This window comes from Streptomyces sp. NPDC051907 (assembly GCF_040681075.1).
Taxonomy (GTDB): Bacteria; Actinomycetota; Actinomycetes; order Streptomycetales; family Streptomycetaceae; genus Streptomyces.
The window spans coordinates 1-19,297 of record NZ_JBFAYB010000017.1; the positions used below are offsets into that span (position 1 = coordinate 1).

The 19,297-nt window shown below is 70.0% G+C and carries 17 protein-coding genes; 8 read left to right on the forward strand and 9 right to left on the reverse strand.

Features of this window, described 5'->3' with window-relative positions; translation table 11 throughout:
- Nucleotides 1-192 precede the first annotated feature (192 nt).
- Together AB0M39_RS12725 and AB0M39_RS12730 are read right to left on the reverse strand one after the other, a co-directional pair.
- On the reverse strand, nt 193-873 hold the full coding sequence (locus AB0M39_RS12725) for a response regulator transcription factor (RefSeq protein WP_142217884.1): 681 nt from the start codon (nt 871-873) through the stop codon (nt 193-195).
- Nucleotides 870-2,156, reverse strand: a complete 1,287-nt coding sequence (locus AB0M39_RS12730; protein WP_365363229.1) for an ATP-binding protein — start codon at nt 2,154-2,156, stop codon at nt 870-872. The genes AB0M39_RS12725 and AB0M39_RS12730 overlap by 4 nt, the downstream gene beginning before the upstream one ends.
- A gap of 199 nt (nt 2,157-2,355) precedes the next feature.
- Here AB0M39_RS12730 and phoU point away from each other — a divergent pair, with 199 nt between their 5' ends.
- A complete protein-coding gene (gene phoU, locus AB0M39_RS12735) occupies nt 2,356-3,033 on the forward strand; it encodes a phosphate signaling complex protein PhoU (RefSeq protein WP_365363231.1) in 678 nt (225 codons plus the stop codon).
- Nucleotides 3,034-3,292: 259 nt separating this feature from the next.
- A complete protein-coding gene (locus AB0M39_RS12740; RefSeq protein ID WP_365363233.1) occupies nt 3,293-3,442 on the forward strand; it encodes a hypothetical protein in 150 nt (49 codons plus the stop codon).
- Between the two features lie 90 nt (nt 3,443-3,532).
- Here AB0M39_RS12740 and AB0M39_RS12745 read toward each other — a convergent pair whose 3' ends face one another.
- A complete protein-coding gene (locus AB0M39_RS12745; RefSeq protein ID WP_365363235.1) occupies nt 3,533-4,294 on the reverse strand; it encodes a phosphoglyceromutase in 762 nt (253 codons plus the stop codon).
- Between the two features lie 142 nt (nt 4,295-4,436).
- Between AB0M39_RS12745 and AB0M39_RS12750 the strand changes: the two genes are divergently transcribed.
- The gene (locus tag AB0M39_RS12750) at nt 4,437-5,888 is read left to right on the forward strand and encodes an MFS transporter (protein WP_365363237.1); all 1,452 of its coding nucleotides are present in this window, start codon (nt 4,437-4,439) and stop codon (nt 5,886-5,888) included.
- Here the strand turns inward: AB0M39_RS12750 and AB0M39_RS12755 are convergent.
- Nucleotides 5,875-7,479, reverse strand: coding sequence for an MFS transporter (locus tag AB0M39_RS12755; protein WP_365363239.1), 1,605 nt, complete (start codon nt 7,477-7,479; stop codon nt 5,875-5,877). The two genes, AB0M39_RS12750 and AB0M39_RS12755, sit on opposite strands and share 14 nt — an antisense overlap.
- Before the next feature lie 321 nt (nt 7,480-7,800).
- On the opposite strand from AB0M39_RS12755, the gene AB0M39_RS12760 reads away from it, so the two are divergent.
- Complete coding sequence (locus tag AB0M39_RS12760; protein WP_365363241.1) at nt 7,801-9,390, forward strand: ricin-type beta-trefoil lectin domain protein; 1,590 nt, start codon at nt 7,801-7,803, stop codon at nt 9,388-9,390.
- 190 nt (nt 9,391-9,580) lie between these two features.
- Here the strand turns inward: AB0M39_RS12760 and AB0M39_RS12765 are convergent, their stop codons facing one another.
- Both AB0M39_RS12765 and mshA read right to left on the reverse strand, forming a co-directional pair.
- A complete protein-coding gene (locus AB0M39_RS12765) occupies nt 9,581-10,075 on the reverse strand; it encodes a YbjN domain-containing protein (RefSeq protein WP_365363243.1) in 495 nt (164 codons plus the stop codon).
- Nucleotides 10,068-11,408, reverse strand: coding sequence for a D-inositol-3-phosphate glycosyltransferase (gene mshA, locus AB0M39_RS12770; RefSeq protein ID WP_365363245.1), 1,341 nt, complete (start codon nt 11,406-11,408; stop codon nt 10,068-10,070). The genes AB0M39_RS12765 and mshA overlap by 8 nt, the downstream gene beginning before the upstream one ends.
- Before the next feature lie 218 nt (nt 11,409-11,626).
- Here mshA and AB0M39_RS12775 point away from each other — a divergent pair, with 218 nt between their 5' ends.
- The 3 genes from AB0M39_RS12775 (at nt 11,627) to AB0M39_RS12785 (ending at nt 15,462) form a co-directional block, all read left to right on the forward strand.
- A complete protein-coding gene (locus AB0M39_RS12775; protein WP_365363247.1) occupies nt 11,627-12,409 on the forward strand; it encodes a class I SAM-dependent methyltransferase in 783 nt (260 codons plus the stop codon).
- 307 nt (nt 12,410-12,716) lie between these two features.
- Nucleotides 12,717-13,778: an NlpC/P60 family protein gene (locus tag AB0M39_RS12780; protein ID WP_365363248.1), complete on the forward strand. Its 1,062-nt coding sequence runs from the start codon at nt 12,717-12,719 to the stop codon at nt 13,776-13,778.
- A gap of 310 nt (nt 13,779-14,088) precedes the next feature.
- The gene (locus tag AB0M39_RS12785) at nt 14,089-15,462 is read left to right on the forward strand and encodes a SpoIIE family protein phosphatase (protein WP_365363250.1); all 1,374 of its coding nucleotides are present in this window, start codon (nt 14,089-14,091) and stop codon (nt 15,460-15,462) included.
- 145 nt (nt 15,463-15,607) lie between these two features.
- On the opposite strand, the gene AB0M39_RS12790 is transcribed toward AB0M39_RS12785, so the two are convergent.
- From AB0M39_RS12790 to AB0M39_RS12800, 3 genes are all read right to left on the reverse strand, one after another.
- A complete protein-coding gene (locus AB0M39_RS12790) occupies nt 15,608-15,946 on the reverse strand; it encodes a DUF2516 family protein (RefSeq protein ID WP_365363252.1) in 339 nt (112 codons plus the stop codon).
- Between the two features lie 162 nt (nt 15,947-16,108).
- Nucleotides 16,109-16,744, reverse strand: a complete 636-nt coding sequence (locus tag AB0M39_RS12795; protein ID WP_365363254.1) for a hypothetical protein — start codon at nt 16,742-16,744, stop codon at nt 16,109-16,111.
- Between the two features lie 25 nt (nt 16,745-16,769).
- Nucleotides 16,770-17,201 (reverse strand): helix-turn-helix transcriptional regulator, encoded by a 432-nt coding sequence (locus AB0M39_RS12800; protein ID WP_365363256.1) that lies wholly within the window; start codon nt 17,199-17,201, stop codon nt 16,770-16,772.
- Nucleotides 17,202-17,773: 572 nt separating this feature from the next.
- On the opposite strand from AB0M39_RS12800, the gene AB0M39_RS12805 reads away from it, so the two are divergent.
- The gene (locus tag AB0M39_RS12805; protein WP_190126397.1) at nt 17,774-19,258 is read left to right on the forward strand and encodes an AAA family ATPase; all 1,485 of its coding nucleotides are present in this window, start codon (nt 17,774-17,776) and stop codon (nt 19,256-19,258) included.
- The last annotated feature ends 39 nt before the right edge of the window (nt 19,259-19,297 follow it).

Below are 19,297 nucleotides of genomic sequence, written 5' to 3' on the forward strand. Positions count from 1 at the left end.
CGGGGGGGCGGCGCCGCCCGCGGCGCGCCGCCCGCGCCGCGCGCGGGCCCCCCCCCCCCCCCGCCCGACCCCCCCCCCGGCCGCCGGGGGCCCCCCCCGGCGGCCCCCGCCCCCCCCCCCCCTTCTCGTATCCGCTTCCGTGCGGCTTCCGTGCCGCGTCGGGCTGGCAGCCCGCGCAGCACGGCGTGCTGTCTACGGCTCGAACTTGTAGCCCAGGCCGCGCACCGTCACCAGATACCGCGGCGCGCCCGGGTCCGGCTCGATCTTGGCGCGCAGGCGCTTGACGTGGACGTCGAGCGTCTTGGTGTCGCCCACGTAGTCCGCGCCCCAGACCCGGTCGATCAGCTGCATACGGGTCAGCACCCGGCCCGCGTTGCGCAGCAGCATCTCCAGCAGGTCGAACTCCTTGAGCGGGAGGTCGACCTTGCCGCCCGAGACCGTGACGACGTGGCGGTCCACGTCCATGCGGACCGGGCCGGCCTCCAGGGCCGCGGGGGTGACCTCCTCCGGCTCGCCGCGGCGGCGCAGGACCGCGCGGATGCGGGCGACCAGCTCCCGCGAGGAGAAGGGCTTGGTGACATAGTCGTCGGCTCCTATTTCCAGCCCGACGACCTTGTCGATCTCGCTGTCCTTGGCGGTCACCATGATCACCGGGACGTTGGAGCGGCCGCGCAGCTGCCGGCAGACTTCCGTGCCCGGCAGCCCGGGCAGCATCAGGTCGAGGAGGACGAGGTCGGCGCCGTTGCGCTCGAACTCGTCGAGCCCCTCGGGCCCGGTGGTCGCGATGGCGACCTCGAAGCCCTCTTTGCGGAGCATGTAGGACAGGGCGTCGCTGAAGGATTCCTCATCCTCGACGACGAGCACTCGGGTCACGGAAGGACCTCCGGGGCAGGGATTTCGGCGTTCGGATCAGTGTCGTAAGGCCGGTCGTCGTCCTCCTCGACGCGATCCGGACCGGTGGGTGAGCGGCGGTCCCGGCCGGCGCCCGCTTCGGGCAGCCGCAGGGTGAAGGTGGAGCCCTGTCCCTCCGAGCTCCACACGGTGACCTCCCCGCCGTGCGAGGCGGCCACGTGCTTGACGATGGCCAGGCCCAGGCCGGTGCCTCCGGTGGCGCGGGAGCGTGCGGGGTCGACGCGGTAGAACCGCTCGAAGATCCGCTCGCGGTCCTTCTCGGGGATGCCGATGCCCTGGTCGGTGACGGCGATCTCGATCAGGTCCCCGCCGGGGGCGGTGACGCGGCGCGCGGATATGCCGACGCGCGTACGGGCCGGGGAGTAGTTGACGGCGTTCTCCACCAGGTTGCCCAGAGCCGCGGCGAGCTGGCCGCGGTGGCCCCAGATGCGCAGGTCGGAGCTGCCTGAGGCGGTGCCCGAGCCGGAGGCGCCCCCGACGGCCATGTTGATCTGCTTGGTGGAGGCGGGGTGCCGGGAGCGGTCGATGGCCTCGGCGACCAGCTCGTCCACGCTCACCGGCTCGGCGTCCTCCAGCGGGTCGTCGTTCTGCACCCGCGAGAGGTCGATGAGCTCCTGTACGAGATTGGTGAGCCGGGTCGCCTCGATCTGCATCCGGCCGGCGAAGCGGGTGACCGCCTCGGGGTCGTCCGAGGCGTCCATGACCGCCTCGGAGAGCAGGGAGAGCGCGCCGACGGGGGTCTTGAGCTCATGGCTGACGTTCGCGACGAAGTCGCGCCGTACCGCTTCGATACGGCGGGCCTCGGTGAGGTCCTCGACCAGGAGGAGGACGAGGCGCGAGCCGAGCGGGGCCACCCGGGCGGAGACCGCGAGGGCCTCGCCGCGGCCGGTGCCGCGCCGGGGCAGATCCAGCTCCACCTGCCGTATCTCGCCGTCGCGCCGGGTGTCGCGCGCCATGTGGAGCATCGGCTCGACGGCGAGCTTGCCGCCGCGCACCAGCCCGAGGGCGTACGCGGCGGAGCTCGCCTTGACGACGGAGTCGGACTCGTCGAGGACCACGGCGGAGGATCGGAGCACGGACAGCACTGTGTCGACGCCGGGCGGCAGCACGGCGTCGGTGTGCAGGGAGGTGCGGGTGGGTCTCGCCTGGTCGCGTTCGCTCCAGCGGAACGCCAGCATGGCGATGACGCCGGTGCACAGCCCGGCGATCGCTGCCGCTGCGGCGACCGCCGCGTTCACGTCCATGCCTCCAGGTTATGCGTGCTCCCAGACGCTCTCCCAGCCAAACGGGTGGCGTCTCGAACAGTCGTCGCTCAGAGTTCACCAAGGGGATAGTGCCGGTTCACTTGGGAGGGAGGCGACGGACGCGTTTGCGCCACACCGTGGGAGCGTGGGGGGACGGAAGCCCCACCCGGACCCCGGTCGCATCGAGAGAGGGACACCCATGCGGGACGCGTACCACGAGGAACTGGACTCGATCGGCGAGGGCCTGGTCGAAATGGCCCGGCTGGTCGGGTCGGCGATCGGGCGCGCCACCACGGCCATGCTCGACGCCGATCTCAAGCTGGCCGAGACCGTGATCGCCGCCGACCAGAAGGTCGACGACCTCCAGCACGACCTCGAGGCCCGGGCCATCGCCCTGCTGGCCAGGCAGCAGCCGGTCGCGACGGACCTGCGGATCGTGGTGACCTCGCTGCGGATGAGCGCCGACCTGGAGCGCTCGGGCGACCTGGCCCAGCACGTGGCCAAGCTGGCCCGGCTCCGCTTCCCCGACACCGCCGTGCCGGACGACCTGCACGCCACCATCCTGCAGATGGGCCAGCTGGCCCAGCGGCTGATGGCCAAGGCGGCGGAGGTCATCATCACCAAGGACGTCGACCTCGCGCTCCAGCTGGAGACGGACGACGACGAGATGGACCTGCTGCACCGCGCCCTGTTCCAGCACCTGATGGACGACCGCTGGAAGCACGGCATCGAGACGGCCGTCGACGTGACGCTGCTCGGCCGCTACTACGAGCGGTTCGCCGACCACGCGGTGTCGGTGGCCAAGCGTGTCGTGTACCTGGTCACCGGCGAGCACGCGGACGAGCTCCAGCCGCCGACGCCGGTCGAAGGCGCCTGAAGCGCGGGTCGCAGGGCCGGGCAGCGGGGCCGGGCTGTGGGACCAGGCTGTGGGACCAGGCTGTGGGACCCGGCAGCGGGCCGGGCTGCGAGGCCGAGCTGTCGGGGCGGGCCAAGAGGTCGGGCCAAGAGGCCGGGCCGAGGGGCGTGATCGGGGCGCGGGGGCGCATACGTGCCTCCGCGCGCTGTTGATGCGCCCGTCGCAGCGGGCATGCAATGGGCAGAGGCGGCACATCTCGTACGCCCATGAGGAGGGACCCATGGCTGAATCCCCCGCGATCGAACCGCAGCAGGACACACCGGTCGAAGCGGTGTTTCTGCCCGTCCTCGGCGCCTGCGGCTGCGGCTCGGGCTGCGGCTGCGGCTGCCAGTCCGGCGCCCCCTGCCAGTGCGGCGGCTGCTGCGGCTAGCCGAGCCCTGTACAGACGCGAAGGGGCCCCGTCCGCATCGGACGGGGCCCCTGGTGCGCGCCTGAGCCGGTGCGCGTCGGACGGCTCGGGCTACTTCTTCTTGCCCTGGTTCTTGACCGCCTCGATCGCGGCCGCCGCCGCCTCCGGGTCGAGGTACGTGCCGCCCGGCTTGACCGGCTGGAAGTCGGCGTCGAGCTCGTAGTAGAGCGGGATGCCGGTCGGGATGTTCAGACCGGTGATGTCCTCGTCGGAGATCCCGTCCAGGTGCTTGACCAGCCCGCGCAGGCTGTTGCCGTGGGCGGCGACCAGGACCGTGCGGCCCGTGAGCAGGTCCGGGACGATGCCGTCGTACCAGTACGGCAGCATCCGCTCGACGACGTCCTTCAGGCACTCCGTGCGCGGACGCAGCTCGCCGGGGATCGCGGCGTAGCGCGGGTCGTCGCTCTGCGAGAACTCCGTGCCGTCCTCGAGGACCGGCGGCGGGGTGTCGTACGAGCGGCGCCAGAGCATGAACTGCTCCTCGCCGAACTCGGCCAGGGTCTGCGCCTTGTCCTTGCCCTGGAGCGCGCCGTAGTGGCGCTCGTTCAGCCGCCAGGAGCGGTGGACCGGGATCCAGTGGCGGTCCGCGGACTCCAGCGCGAGCTGCGCCGTGCGGATCGCGCGCTTCTGGAGCGAGGTGTGCAGCACGTCGGGGAGCAGGCCGGCGTCTTTGAGCAGCTCACCGCCACGGACTGCCTCCTTCTCGCCCTTCTCGGTGAGGTTGACGTCCACCCAGCCGGTGAACAGGTTCTTCGCGTTCCATTCGCTCTCGCCGTGGCGGAGGAGGATCAGCTTGTACGGTGCGTCGGCCATGCGTACGAGACTAATGGACGCGCGTGACGGGTGACGGACCCGTTCAATTGACGGACTGCGTCAATTGACTGGCGACCGAGAAGACAGCCCTTGTAAGTTGCCGATGCCTGGTAAGGCACTTACAAGCTCTGGGGGAGTCCGTATGTCAGTCGCCAGTCTGAGGCGCGCCGCGAGAGACAGCGTCTCAGGGCTTCCGCCCGCGTTCTGGTGGCTGTGGACGAGCACCCTCGTCAACCGGCTGGGCGCCTTCGTCGCCACCTTCATGGCGCTCTATCTGACGCTGGAGGGCGGCTACTCCGCCTCGTACGCGGGACTCGTCGCCGCTCTGCACGGGCTCGGCGGCGTCGTCTCGTCGCTGGGCGGCGGGGTGATGGCCGACCGGCTCGGACGGCGGCCCACCCTGCTGATCGCCCAGACCTCGACGGCCGTGTCCGTCGCGGTGCTCGGCTTCGTGCACCACCCGGTCTCCATCGCCGCCGTGGCCTTCGTCGTCGGCATGGCGAGCAACGCCTCCCGCCCGGCGGTGCAGGCGATGATGGCGGACATCGTCAAGCCCGAGGACCGGGTGCGGGCCTTCTCGCTCAACTACTGGGCCATCAACCTGGGCTTCGCGCTCTCCTCCGCGGGGGCCGGCTTCATCGCCGAGTACAGCTATCTCGCCGGCTTCCTGGGCGAGGCCGCGATGACGCTGATCTGCGCGATCGTCGTCTTCGTCAAGCTGCCCGAGTCGCGCCCGGAGCGGCCGACGACGACGAAGGGCGAGCCGGACGAGCCGCAGGTGAGCATGGCGACCGTGCTGCGCGACAAGCGTTTCATGAGCGTCGTCTGCCTCTCCTTCCTGATCGCGCTGATCTTTATGCAGGGCCATGTCGGGCTGCCGCTGGCCATGGGCGCGGACGGGTTCTCCAGCGCGGACTTCGGCCTCGCGATCGCGGTGAACGGCGTGCTGATCGTCGCCCTCCAGATCCCCGTCACCCGCTTCATCGAGCACCGCGACCCGCGCCTGCTGCTGGTCGTCTCCGCGGTGCTGGCGGGGTACGGCTTCGGGCTCACCGCCTTCGCCGGCTCGATCGCCGTCTACGCGCTGACCGTCTGCGTCTGGACGCTCGCCGAGATCGTCAACGCGCCGACCCAGACCGGACTGGTCGTGCGCCTCTCCCCCGTGCACGGCCGCGGCCGCTACCAGGGCATGTACACCCTGTCGTGGTCGGTGGCGGCGCTCGTCGCCCCGCTGATGGCCGGGTTCGTCATCGACCGGTACGGGGCTGAATGGCTCTGGGGCATGTGCGCGGCGCTGGGAACGGTCGCGGGGCTCGGGTACTGGCTGCTGATGCGGGGGCTGGAGCCGGAGGAGTCGATGCCGGAGGCCGGGCAGAAGGTCGCTGAGGACGTCGCGCAGGGGGTCGGGCCGGAGAAGTCGGCGCCGGAGGTCGGGCTGGAGCTTGGCAAGGGCGCCGACGGCATCGCGCCGGAGCTCGGCAAGGGCGTCGAGGACGTCGCGCCGGAGCTCGGGCCGGAGCTCGGGAGCCGTGAGAGCCGCGAGGGCGAGCAGGCCGCGGCCGGCAAGGACGACCGGGCCGTCACTCCTGCGTGACCCGCGTCCCCGGGTGCAGCAGCGCGCACCCGAACGCGACGGCGAGCGCTATGGCCATCCCGTAGAACACCCACTGGTTCGCCTCGGCGAAGTCCAGCTGGATCGCCTGCATGGACTCGCGGATCGACGTCGCGACCGGCCCCTCGCCGCTGGGCTGCTGCCCGTCCGGGTTCCCGGTGACGGACTCCGAGATGCTGCGGGCGGCGTCCTGGGCCGCCGCGTCCGGGACGCCCTTCGCGGTCAGCGTCTGCACGACGCGGTCGGTCGTCACATGCGTGAGGATCGTTCCGAAGACCGCCATGCCCACGCAGGCCGAGTAGTTGCGTACGGTCTGCGTGATGCCGGTGACCTCTCCGTACGACGCCCCGATCGAGCGGTTGACGGCGTCGGTGGAGGCCGGGGCCAGCAGGAAGCCGATGCCGGCGCCCGCCATCGCCGCGTACGGCCACTGGTCGTGGATCGAGAGGTCCGTCAACTCCCCCGCCCAGAGCGCGAATCCGATCGCGCCGAGCGCCGTCCCCAGTTTCATCGCGGGCCGCGCGCCCCGCTTGTCGAGGATCCGGCCGCCCCACTGGGAGGCGATGCCGAAGCCCGCGAAGAAGTACAGCAGGAACAGGGCTGCCTGGTTCGGCGAGCAGCTGAGGGAGACCTGGGCGTAGACGGAGGCGAAGAAGAACACCGGGACGAACGCCAGCATCGCGAAGAAGAGCACCAGGGTGTCGGCGGTGAAGGCCCGGTCCTTGAAGACCTGGAGCTTGACGAGCGGCTCCTCGACGCCGAGTTCGTACCGCCAGAACACCACGAGGACCAGCAGGCCGCCGGCGATGCACGCCCAGGTGGCCACCGAGCTCCAGCCCCAGGCGGACGCCTGCTGAAGTCCCAGCACGCTCAGGCCCATGCCGACGGCGACCAGGACCGCGCCGGGGACGTCGAGGCGCTCGCGGCGGGGGTTGTTCGGGATGTGGGCCAGCGCCGTCAGCACCAGGGCGACGATCGCGACGGGGACGTTGACCCAGAAGATCGCCCGCCAGGTCCAGCCGGTCAGCCAGCCGCCGAGCAGCGGGCCGATGGCGGTGAGCAGGCCGGAGACGCCGAAGAAGAGGGCCAGCGCGCGCCCGCGGCGCTCCACCGGGAACACCGCGATGACCACGGCCAGCGCCGCCGGGAACATCAGCGCCGCGCCCACTCCCTGCGTCCCCCGGAAGATGATCAGCCAGCTCTGTGCGAAGTCGCCGCTCGGCACGCATCCGCACAGGACGGAGGAGATCACGAAGACCAGCGTGCCGACGAGCATGATCCGGCGGTGTCCATAGATGTCGGCCAGCCGGCCGCCGAGCGCGAAGAACGCGGCCAGGCTGAGCAGATAGGCGTTGACCACCCACTGCATCCCGGAGGCCGAGAGGCCGAGTTCGTCGGTGATGCTGGGCGCGGCGATGGAGACGATCGTCTGGTCGATGAACGTCATCGACACCGCGAAGAGCATCGCCGCCAGGGCCAGCGTCTGGTTCGGCGCTCCCCCCTTGCCTCCCTTGCCCGCGGCGCCGGGGGGAGGGGCCGACCCGGGACTTGAAGGGTCCCTTATGTCGCTCATGGGTTGATTGTCGGCTGTACAGAAGTGTCTCGCATGTCCAGCCATGCGCTGCTCTCGCGGCAGGGACGAGGCGGGTGTCGGCGCAGGTATGGAGGCAGGTACCGAAGCACGTACCGAGGCAGGTACCGAAGCACGTACCGAAGCAGGTAATTCGGCGCTAGTCGTCGGCCGGACCGCATGGCCACTGTGTGTCAGCACGGGCTCCGGCACTCCTGCCGTCCACAGACGCCGAGCGGGCCGCCGCATCCGACCACATCCGACCCGGCAGACCGCTCACCGCGACCAGCGCAACCGCCCGACAAGGAAACGAGGCTACGCCCTGTGACAATCGATCCATCAGCAGACAGACCATACGCACGAGCGGTCAGCAGGATCCTGGCGCTGTGCCTGGTCGTCCTCGGCATCACGTTCTCGCCCGTCACCACGGAACGGGCGCAGGCCGACCCGGACTGCGAGCCGCTGCAGTGCCTGACGATCTACAGCAAGCTGGAGGCTCCCAACTGGCGGGCGCTGGACATCGCGCGGGGATGGGGCGGCGACGGCGCCAGCAACTATGGACACCTCAACGTCTGGCCCGCGAACAAACAGAGCAACCAGAAGTTCGCGTTCAAGGACGACGGCGACGGCAGCTTCCAAATGGTCGTCCACGACGGCAGGAAGTGCGTCTCCGCCGAGCACCCGGGCTGGTTGGGCGAACGGGCGTGCCAGAACACCGCTGACCAGAAGTGGTATCTCCAGCCGACGCCGTCCGGTGGCTTCATGATCCGCTCGGTCGCCAACGACAAATGCCTGAACGCCCGCGGTGGGCACAGCGGACAGAACTTCGTCTTCCGCTCGAACCAGACCCAGCTCCATGACTGCGAGATGGGCGACCAGGCATCGTTCTGGAGCATCCACGACCACTCGGGCGCCGGCGAGGCGCAGGCGAACACCTTGACCATGAAGGCCCTCGCGGCCAAGTACGCGATGACCAAGTGCGACAAGGACAAGACGTACTGCAAATGGAAGGTCGACAAGACCGGCGAGCCCGAGTATGGGACTCCGGTCTGCCGTGGGTTCTCCCGGAACGGCTCCGCCAGAGACGTGCCCACGAAACTGACCGCGACGGAGACCAGCCTCCACTCCGAGACCGTGGGAGGCAACGTCCAGGACACCAACGAGATCGGTGTCACCGTGAAGCTGAACTTCGGCGACCTCGGTGTCGACCTCGCCCAGAAGTTCATCCACAGCTGGGGAAGCAACTGGTCCCGCTCCGACACCAAGTCCACGACCTGGACCCAGGACTTCACCCTCACGCTGCAGCCGGGCGAGTGGGGCTGGATAGAGGAGACCCCCTTCGTCCAGGATCTGACCGGTCACTTCACCTTCGACCGCAACAACTGGGCGGAGTGGAGCTTCGGCGACACCGGCAGCCCGATGACCGTCAGCGTCGCCCGGGGCTCCGGCACCGACGCCAAGAGCGCCGGAATGTACGAGGTCAGGAGCTCGAAGGAGCAGCCCGACTGCGGCGGCGGCAGCCGCTCGGCCGTCTCCGCGACCAGCACCCTGGTCGGCGCCCGCTCAGGTCGCTGCCTGGACGCTCCCGACTACCGGACCGCGCCCGGCACTCGGCCGGTCGTCTGGGACTGCACCAAGGGCGACAACCAGAAGTGGACCCGCACCACCGATGGCTCGCTGACCGTCCTGGGCAAGTGCCTGGCCGCCGAGGGCGGCGGCAAGTCCGCGAGCACCAGAGCAGTCCTCGCCGAATGCGACGGCTCGGACAGTCAGAAGTGGGCTTTCGAGTCCGGCAACACGGTCCGCCAGTCGGGCCTGTGCCTGGACGCCGTCAACGGCGCCACCGCCAACGGCACCGAGCTGCAGCTGTGGCCCTGCTCGCAGAGCGACAACCAGAAGTGGAAGAGGGTGTGACGCCCCGCCACGGCAGGTGAACGGCCGTACGCCCCTCCCGCTGCACGTCACCTGGGCGCCCGACGCACAGCGGGAGCGGGCCTCCCCGAGGCGCACCGCATGCGGCCGGCCTCACCGAGGCGCACCGCATGCGGCTGCGGCCGGCCCGCACAGGCGCCGTGCGTGACTGACCCGCTCGCGGCGGAGCGGCTCAGTCGCGCGCGGTCAGATGTGTGAACGCGTCGAGGTTCCGCGTCGACTCGCCCCGCGACACCCGCCATGCGTACTCCTTGCGGATGGCGCTCGCGAACCCCAGCTCCAGCAGCGTGTTGAACGCGCCGTCCGCCGCCTCCAGCACCGTCCCCAGGATCTGGTCCAGCTCCTCGGGCGTCACCACCGACAGCGGGAGCTTGCCGACCAGATAGACGTCGCCCAGGCGGTCGACCGCGTAACTCAGCCCGTACAGCCGCAGATTGCGCTCCAGCAGCCACCGGTGCACACCCGACTCGTTCTCGTCCGGATGGCGGATCACAAAGGCGTTGACTGACAGCGAGTGCTTCCCGACCAGCAGCGAGCACGTCGTGGACAGCTTGCGCGTGCCCGGGAGCGTGACGGCGTACGAGCCCGGCGCCGCGCTCTCCCACTCCAACTCCGCGTCGTTGAGCGTCTGCTCGATGACCTGCGAAATCCGCTGTACGTCAGCCATAGAGCGAGCGTACCCGGCGGCGGTGTTCGTACATCGCCGCCGTGTAGACGTCCGCCGTCGCCGCCGCAGCCGTGTCCCAGCCGAAGGACTCGGCGTGCCGCGCCGCCGCCGCGCCCATCCGCCCCTCCAGGGAGGGGTCGGCGACGAAGCGGTGCAGGGCCGCCGCGTAGTCCGCCGGGTTGTGGCCCGAGACCAGGAAGCCGGAGAAGCCGTCGCGCACCGCGACGGGCAGTCCGCCGACCGCCGCCGCCACCACCGGCGTCCCCGCCGCCTGCGCCTCGATCGCCACCAGGCCGAAGGACTCGCTGTACGAGGGCATGACCAGCGTGGACGCGGCCCTGAACCACTCGGCCAGCACGTCCTGGCCGACCGGCGGCTGGAAGTGGACGACGTCCGCGATGCCCAGCCGCGCGGCCAGCTTCTGCAGGCCCTCGGGCTTGGCCAGGCCGCTGCCGCTCGGGCCGCCGACGATGGGCACGAAGATCCGCGAGCGCAGCGAGGGCTCGCGGTCCACCAGCAGCGCGACCGCGCGCAGCAGGATGTCGGGGGCCTTCAGCGGCTGTATGCGGCCCGCGAAGAGCGGCACGAAGGCGTCCTGGGGCAGTCCGAGGCGGGCTCGGGCCGCGGCCCGGCCGTCCGCGGGGCGGAAGCGGTCCAGGTTCACGCCGGGGTGGACGACGGCGACTTTGGCGGGCTCGGCGTCGTAGAAGCGGATCAGCTCGTCGGCCTCTTCGGCGGTGTTGGCGATCAGCCGGTCCGAGGCCCGCACGATCTGGGTCTCGCCGATGACGCGCGAGGCGGGCTCGGGGGCGTCGCCCTCGGCGAGCGAGGCGTTCTTGACCTTGGCCATGGTGTGCATGGCGTGCACCAGCGGGGCGCCCCAGCGCTCGGCGGCGAGCCAGCCGACATGGCCGGAGAGCCAGTAGTGGGAGTGGACCAGGTCGTAGTAGCCGGGGCGGTGGCCGGCCCACGCCTGCATCACGCCGTGCGTGAAGGCGCACAGCTGAGCGGGGAGCTCCTCCTTGGCGAGGCCCTCGTAGGGGCCCGCGTCCACATGCCGTACGAGGACGCCGGGCGCGAGCTCGACCACGGGCGGCAGGTCGCCGGAGGTCGCCCGGGTGAAGATCTCGACCTCGACGTTGATCGCGGCGAGGCGCTTGGCGAGCTCGACGATGTAGACGTTCATGCCGCCCGCGTCGCCCGTCCCCGGCTGGTGCAGGGGGGAGGTGTGGACGCTGAGCATGGCGACCCGGCGGGGCCTGCGGTGGCCGCCGGGGAAGCGGATGCGGGGCGCCACCAGGCTCTGGCCGAGGCGGGAGACGTACTGGCTCACGTCGTCGTTCCTCCTCGCTGCGGGCACGGCAAGCTGCCGGCGTGGCAGCCTTCCACCCGCTCACAACAGCGGACTCGTTCCTTCCATTTCCTGCCCCCTTCCGCTTTGCCAAATCATTGCCGTCCTCGTCGCCGTGTCGCCGCCCCCCAGCCGCCCCCCGCCTCCCTCCGCGCCTCCTCCCGCGCCTCCCTCCGCGCGCGAGCGCATACCCTCGCCTCATGACCCGCCCCGTCGGCGCCGCGACCCGCGGGACGACCAACCCCAATCGCCTGCGCCGTATGGACCGCTGGATCGCCGCAGCTCACGGCCCCGCACTGCGCCGCAGCGACGCCCCCGTCGCCGTCGACCTCGGCTATGGCGCCGCCCCCTGGACCGCCCAGGAACTCCTCGTCCGGCTGCGCACCGCCGACCCGCGCTGCGAGGTCGTCGGCATCGAGATCGACCCGGCTCGGGTGGCCGCGGCCAAGCCGTACGAGCGGGAGGGGCTCACCTTCCGCCACGGCGGCTTCGAGGTCCCTATGGAGAGCCGGCCGACGCTGATCCGGGCGGCGAACGTGCTGCGCCAGTACGACGAGGGCGAGGTCGCCGCCGTGTGGCGGCGGCTGTGCGACCGGCTCGCGCCCGGCGGACTCCTGGTCGAGGGCACCTGCGACGAGATCGGGCGGCGGCATGTATGGGTCGCGCTCGGCCCGGAGGGCCCGCGGACCGTCACCTTCGCCACCCGGCTCGGCTCCCTGGAGCGCCCCTCCGACCTCGCGGAGCGGCTGCCGAAGGCGCTGATCCACCGCAATGTGCCGGGAGAGCCGGTGCACGCCTTCCTCCGGGACTTCGACCGCGCGTGGGCGGCGGCGGCGCCGTACGCGTCGCTGGGCGCCCGGCAGCGCTGGATCAAGGCCGTACGGGATCTGGGCGGCGACTGGCCGCTGGCGGACGACCGGCGGCGGTGGCGGCAGGGAGAAGTCACCGTGAACTGGACGGCGCTGGCGCCCAGTCCGGGCTGACCGGCGCCCAATTCTGGATGAACAGGAGCGAAAAGCCGGCGAACGAGGGAACGCGCGGGGCGTGTTGTTCGTCCAGTCAGGGGAGTGTGGGGAAGTGATCGAACCGGAGGGGACCAGTCGGGGGGCGAACTGCCGTCTGACCCTGTCGCTTTCGCGGACGTCGTGACACCATCTCGACGTCGGAGCGTAAGTTACTGACGGTAAATCACATTTCAAGGCATGCTCGGGCGCCTGCTGTCGCCCGGTGCCTGCCTGCTGTCGTCTGGTGTTGTCGGGTGTTGTCTGGCGTTCGTCCGGAGGGGGAGTCGTGAACCGACGCCGCTGTGCCGCTGCTGCCGTCTCTGTGGTCTGCGCGCTGACCGTGCTGGCGTCCCCCGGTCTGGCCTTCGCGGCCCCCGAGCCACCCCCGGCGCCCCCGGCGTCCGCCGCCCCCGCGAAGTCCCTCGAAGAGGTGCGCGAGCAGCTCGACGCGCTCTACCGCAAGGCCGCATCCGCGACGGACGCGTACAACCTCGCCGAGGAGCGGGCCGACAAGCAGTCGGCCGAGATCGTCCGACTGGCCCAGGAGATCGTCAAGGGCGAGGCCCGCATCGAGGACCTGAAGAACCGCGCGGGCGCCGCCGCCCGCGCCCAGTACCAGAACGGCGGGCTGCCGCCCGAGGCCGCGCTGGTGCTCACCGACGACCCTCAGCTCTTCCTCGACGGGGCGGGCAGAATCCAGCAGGGCCACAAGGCGACCAAGGACCTCCTGGGCGAACTGACCAGGACCCAGGCCGACTTGGCGGCGTACTCCGAGGACGCGAGCGCCGAGTGGAAGAAGCTCGAAGCCAGCCGCGTCAAGCAGGAGAAGGCCAAGAAGGAGATCAACGACCAGATCGCCGAGGCCAAGAAGATAGAGGACCGGCTGGAGGAGAAGGAGCGCGAGCGGCTTCTCAAGCTGGAGCAGCAGGCGGCCCTCAAGGCGCAGACGGCCTGGCTGAGCTCGGGCGTGCTCAAGGAGATCGACGGCAAGGCGAGCGGAAAGGGCAAGGAGGCCCTGAAGTTCGCGACCGCCCAGATCGGCAAGCCGTACGAGTGGGGCGCGGAGGGCCCGGGGTCGTACGACTGCTCGGGGCTGACGTCCGAGGCGTGGGCGGCGGCGGGTCGAACGATCCCCCGCACCTCGCAGGAGCAGTGGCGGCTGCTGCCCCGCATCGACGTGAAGGAGATGCGTCCCGGCGACCTGATCATCTACCACGCGGACGCCAGCCATGTGGGGATGTACATCGGGGACGGCGCGATCGTGCACGCCCCGCGCCCCGGGCGGAATGTGACGATCGCGGGTGCGGGCACGATGGCGATCCTCGGAGTCGTACGCCCCGACAAGTGACGGCCGCCGACAGGCAGCGGCAAGCACCTCCGCCGACAAGCCGCCGCAAGCATGCCTCCGACAGGCCGCAGCAAGGGGCGAGACGGACAAATCGACCGTGAGCTGTGAGCGGACATGACCTCCGGGTGACGGCCCGCGTGATGTTCGTCATGGGCTCTGGAGCAAGTACCTCCCCATGCGCGGCATATGACAGCGACTCTTTGTACTTCGCCATTCCGCTCCGGCGGCGGGTGACGCTATGGTCCCCGTCTGGCAGGCGTCGATCGTCGCCCGGCCATGCCCTCGGGGGGAGGGAAGGAAACAAGCACCGATGCCCGTACCCGTACCGCGACAGCGGGGCGTCCCCGCCGCGGAGACCGCCCAAGCAAGCCCCGGGAGCTCAAGCAGCTCCGGCGGCGGCTTCGGCATGGGCTCGAACAGCCCAAGCGGCTTCGGGCCGGACTCCGGCGCCCCCGCCGGCCCCGGCACGGGCTCCAGCACCCCGGGCGGCAGCCTGGGCGCGGGCTCCAACGGCGGCGATCTGACCCTCCTGGTGATCGAGGACGACCCCGCGGGCTCCTTCACCGTCCCCGAGCTGCTCGACGCGGCCGGCACCCGGGTCCGTATCCGCAGCGCCCGCAACCTCACCGAGGCGGAGCGGCTGCTCACCGACGACGTGCACTGCATACTCGTCGACCTCGCGCTGCCCGGCTCGGGCGACGAGGAGCTCGGCCCGCTCAAACACGTGCTGCGCCTCGCGCCGCGCCACGCCGTCCTCGCCCTGACGACCTCGGGCGACCTCGAGCGCGCGGCGGAGGCGGTACGGGTGGGGGCCCAGGACCATCTCTTCCGCGACGAGCTCGACGGCCGGCTGCTGAGCCGCGCCGTCCGGTACGCGGTGGAGCGCAAGCGCGCCGACCGGGCCCAGGTGAAGCTGGCCGAGTCCCGGCTGCGCGCCCAGGAGAACGCCCGCCTGGAGCGCGGGCTGCTGCCCACTCCCCTGCTCGAGGGCTCGGATCTGCGCTTCGCCGCGCGCTACCGCCCCGGGCGCTCCCGCGCCCTGCTCGGCGGGGACTTCTACGACACCGTCCGCACCCCGGACGGCACGGTCCACGCGATGATCGGCGACGTCTGCGGCCACGGGCCGGACGAGGCGGCGCTCGGCGTCGAACTGCGCATCGCCTGGCGCGCGTTGACCTTCGCGGGCCTGTGCGGCGACGAGCTGCTGTCGACGCTCCAGCAGGTGCTCGAGCACGAGCGGGAGAGCGAGGAGATCTTCGCGACGCTCTGCACGGTCGACATCGCCCCGGACGGGCGACGGGCCGGGCTCTGCCTGGCCGGCCACCCGAGCCCGCTGATCGCACGGCACGGGCGGGCCGCGCAGCTGCTTCCGTACGAGGACAGCGGCCCGGCGCTGGGCCTGCTGCCGCGCGCCCGCTGGCCGCGCCGCCAGGTGGAGCTGGGCGCGGCGTGGAGCCTGATGATGTACACGGACGGGCTGATCGAGGGCCGTCAGGGGCCGGGCGCCAAGCAGCGGCTCGGCCAGGACGGCATGGTCGACATGATCAACCGCCAGCTGGGCGCGGGCCTGGAGGGCGAGGCGCTCTTGGAGACGGCGGTCTCGGAGGTGCGCGACCTGAACGGCGGGGAGCTCACGGACGACGTGGCGGTACTGCTGCTGAGCAGGTCGAGCTCGCGCGGCTGAGAAGGGGCGCGGGGGCGGCTTGGCGTCTGCGGGCTCGGCTGGTGCGCGAGGAGCTCCGGGGCGCGGCTGCGGGGCGTGGACGGCGAGGCGCGCGGGCCCTTGACGCTATCGGGCGGGTGACGGCGAGGCGCGCGGGCCTTCGACGCTATCGACCGCCGTTGTACGGGCCGTACGGACCGTCGCTGCTGGAGCCGCCGCCGCGGCGGCCCTTCCCGGAGACCTGCTGGAGCGCGGGCCGGACGTCCACGAAGAAGACGATGGTGGCGATCAGTCCGGCGATCGACAGGAACAGCACGGACACGAAGAGGTTCACCGCGACCGTGACGCCCAGGATGACCAGCCAGAAGGCCTTGGTCTTCTTGTCCGCGGCGCGGTAGGCGTCCTCGCGTGCCAGCGCCGCCATGACCAGCGCCGCCACGGACGTGACGACGAAGACGAGGTCGAGGACCAGCCAGAGTGTGAAGTCGAATCCCGCGCGCAACATCGCTGAGCACCGCCTAGTGAGTGGTTAGTAGCGCCTCGCGGCCAAGGTACCGGGATAACGCGCCGGGCACCCTAGGAGTGCCCGGCCCGTTTTCCGGCGTGCGTGCGCTGTGCGCGGCGGCGAGGCGCCGCGGGGCGTGTCCCCGCGAAGCCGTGCTCGGCCTTACTTGGCCGGCGGCGCGGTCTTCTTCGCCACGGGCTTGCGGGGGGCCGGGGCGGCCTTGCGGGCCGGAGCGGGCTTGGCCTCGGCCTTGGGCTGCTCAGCCGGCTTGGCCTGGCTCGCCTTGGCCTCAGCCGGCTTGGGCTGGGCCGTCTTGGCCTCGGCGGGCTTCGGCTTCTCCTCGGCGTTCGGCTCGACGGCCACGGCGATCTCGGCGATCTCCTCGGCGGCCTCGCCACGCCATGACCTCACGGCCTGCTCGCCGTGCTCGGCGACCTTCTCGTACGTCTCACGGGCCTTGACGGCGTACTCGGCGGCCACGCCGACGCCGCGCAGCGCGAAGTCCTGGGCGCTCTCGCCGAACTTCTTCAGGTCGGTGTCGAAGCTCTCGAGCACCTCGCTGACCTTGGCCTGCACGGTGGCCTGGGCCTCCTTGGCCTGGCTGGTCACCTTCTCCTGCACGACCTTGGGGTCGGCGTTGCGCACGGCCTCGATACGGCTGGGCGCCTCGGCCTTGATCTGCTCGATGATCGACGGGACCTTCTTGGCCTGCTGGAAGGCCAGATCGGCGGTTCCGGCGGCGAAGTAGAAGGGCGTCGGGTCGGTGACTGCCTTGCGGATGTCGTCGGTGATGGCCATGACTGTGGTCCTCCCGGATCGCAGGTCAGAGTTGAGGGTTGTCGGCACCGCTGCCGTCGGCCGTGCGGGGGCCGTCAGCGGCGGCGTCCATGGGCTTCGCGCTCTCGTCGTCGAGCCCGTTCTCCTTGCGGAAGGATTCGTAGATCTGCAGCAGCACCTGCTTCTGCCGCTCGTTGATCGAAGGATCGGCGAGAATCACCGCTCGCGTCTCCAGCTCCTCCCGCTCCCGCTCATCGAGAATCCCGGCGCGCACGTACAGCGTCTCGGCGGAGATCCGCAGGGCCTTGGCGACCTGCTGGAGCACCTCCGCGCTGGGCTTGCGCAGCCCGCGCTCGATCTGGCTGAGATACGGATTGGACACCCCGGCGGCGTCGGCGAGCTGCCGGAGCGAGAGCTGCGCAGTGCGCCGCTGCTCGCGCAGGTATTCACCGAGATTGCCGACGTTGAGCGATGCCATGTCCCGATGGTGCAGCACCCGCGCTAACTATTGCAAGCACATGCTTGCAAAAGTGTTCCAGACAACACTCGACTGGCCGATGTGCCTCGCAGCGATAGATGTCACTTCGCAGCGCCGCTGTCACCAGCTGGCCCGATGCGCGGGGCCCAGGGGTGCGACAGCACCTCCGCAGCCCCCCTCTCCATAACCCGTAGCGCGAGGAGCCGGCACGCCGCGTCACTCGACGAGCCAGAGGACGATCACCCGGACGAGCTCCACTGGGAAAGCGCATGCACTCGAAGACCGGACACACCTCCTCCACGCCGCGCGGCGCGCGCTCCGGGCGACCACCCCGGTCCGTTCCCAGCGAAGCTGACAGGGTCCCGGAAGGCCTGCCGCATGAGCCGAATGGACCCCGCCTGAGACATCGCCACATAGCCCACGGCGAGCCTCGTCGAGGCAGCCTTAAGCGCTCGAACCACACACCCTTGCGCGCCCAAGAGGAGTAAAGTAACGCTCGGATCGCGCGAGGCGACCCCCCTCTCGCGCGCACATAGTGCGGTAGGCCATCCACAAGCGTAGGGACGGACTCCATGGCCAGCTTCCGGAGCGAGATCCGCGAAGGCGACATCCGGCGCCTCGAAGAGAAGGTCGCCTCAACCAACTACGGGGCTTACCTGCGTCGGATCACGCTGAAGCGAGTACGCGGGTTCAAAGATCGAGTTGTCAGCTTCGACTTTCCCGTCACCGCAGTAGTGGGGCCCAACGGCGGCGGCAAGACGACCATCCTCGGAGCTGCTGGCATCGCCTATAAGGACATCGCTCCGGGCGACTTCTTTGCCAAGAGCGGCAAGTACGACGCCAGCATGAAGGATTGGGTCATCGAGTACGAGATCATCGACAAGAAGCTCAACCCACGCCTTCCCCTACAGCGGACAGCGAGTTTCCCTCAGCTGAAGTGGAATCGCAAGGCGGTCGTACGTCCCGTACTTCTCTTCGGAGTGTCGCGCACAGTTCCCGCTACCGAACGCAGGGAACTCGTCAAGGCCGTAGGAAACAAGTTCGTCGCCGAAAAGGAGGTGGCTCTTTCAGCTCCGGTAGTCGCCGCAGTGGAGAAGATCCTCGCCAAGGAGATGCAGGGCTGCAACCGCCTTTCGATCGACGCGCATGGAAGGGCTACGATGTTCGCAGCCCGAAACTCCAACGGCAGCGAGTATTCCGAATTTCACTTCGGGGCTGGCGAAGCCAGCGTCATCCGCATCGTCTCGGACATCGAAGAGGCGCCCGATGGGGCAATGATCCTGATCGAGGAGATCGAGAACGGACTGCATCCCATCGCCACTCGCCGTATCGTGGAATACCTGATCGAAGTGGCCCTGCGCAAGTCGTGCCAGGTCATCTTCTCAACGCACAGTAACGACGCCTTGGACCCACTGCCGTCTAAAGCTATCTGGGCCGCCTACAACGGCGAGGTCCTCCAAGGGAAGCTGGACATCAAAGCACTTCGAACCATCACCGGCCAGATCGACGCCAAACTTGCGATCTTCGTCGAAGATGCTTTTGCCGAACTCTTGGTGACAACTGCGCTTCGTTACCACGGAGGGATCGAGCTCGATGCGGTCAAAATCCACGGAATGGGGGGAGTCGACCCCGCGATCAAAGTCAACGAGCAGCACAACCTTGACCCCACTTCGAGTTTCCCATCTGTCTGCCTCGTCGATGGGGACCAGGCGCACAAGGCGGATCCCAAGCGTCGAATCTGGACGCTGCCCGGCGAGGGAGATCCCGAGGCCCACATCTTCGACGTCGTACTAGGGCGCCTGGAGCACGTCGCTGCGAGGCTTACGGTCTCCATGCAGCTTCCGACCAGCGCGCAGGAGCGGGTCAAGCAAGTGGTTCGCGATCGAGCCTTGACTAACCGCGACCGCCATGTCGTTTTCGAACAGATCGGCGAGGACTTGGATTTCACAGCCGGAATGGTCGTCGCCAACGCGTTCCTAGCCATCTGGGCACAGGAGCGTCCAGACGAAGTCAGCACCCTTGTAGGAAATTTCGATACCCTCATCCCCAAAAGGTGAAGTCAGCCAACAACAGTCGCCCCACATGCGCGACACGCC

Excerpts from the sequence above, each read along its gene's own strand:
- phoU (WP_365363231.1), top strand. The coding sequence starts at position 2,356 with ATGCGGGACGCGTACCACGAGGAACTGGACTCGATCGGCGAGGGCCTG.
- AB0M39_RS12745 (WP_365363235.1), bottom strand. The coding sequence starts at position 4,294 with ATGGCCGACGCACCGTACAAGCTGATCCTCCTCCGCCACGGCGAGAGC.
- AB0M39_RS12775 (WP_365363247.1), top strand. The coding sequence starts at position 11,627 with ATGACCCGCCCCGTCGGCGCCGCGACCCGCGGGACGACCAACCCCAAT.
- AB0M39_RS12750 (WP_365363237.1), top strand. The coding sequence starts at position 4,437 with ATGTCAGTCGCCAGTCTGAGGCGCGCCGCGAGAGACAGCGTCTCAGGG.
- AB0M39_RS12765 (WP_365363243.1), bottom strand. The coding sequence starts at position 10,075 with ATGGCTGACGTACAGCGGATTTCGCAGGTCATCGAGCAGACGCTCAAC.
- AB0M39_RS12740 (WP_365363233.1), top strand. The coding sequence starts at position 3,293 with ATGGCTGAATCCCCCGCGATCGAACCGCAGCAGGACACACCGGTCGAA.
- AB0M39_RS12755 (WP_365363239.1), bottom strand. The coding sequence starts at position 7,479 with ATGAGCGACATAAGGGACCCTTCAAGTCCCGGGTCGGCCCCTCCCCCC.
- AB0M39_RS12795 (WP_365363254.1), bottom strand. The coding sequence starts at position 16,744 with ATGGCCATCACCGACGACATCCGCAAGGCAGTCACCGACCCGACGCCC.
- AB0M39_RS12790 (WP_365363252.1), bottom strand. The coding sequence starts at position 15,946 with ATGTTGCGCGCGGGATTCGACTTCACACTCTGGCTGGTCCTCGACCTC.
- AB0M39_RS12800 (WP_365363256.1), bottom strand. The coding sequence starts at position 17,201 with ATGGCATCGCTCAACGTCGGCAATCTCGGTGAATACCTGCGCGAGCAG.
- AB0M39_RS12785 (WP_365363250.1), top strand. The coding sequence starts at position 14,089 with ATGCCCGTACCCGTACCGCGACAGCGGGGCGTCCCCGCCGCGGAGACC.
- AB0M39_RS12805 (WP_190126397.1), top strand. The coding sequence starts at position 17,774 with ATGGCCAGCTTCCGGAGCGAGATCCGCGAAGGCGACATCCGGCGCCTC.
- AB0M39_RS12730 (WP_365363229.1), bottom strand. The coding sequence starts at position 2,156 with ATGGACGTGAACGCGGCGGTCGCCGCAGCGGCAGCGATCGCCGGGCTG.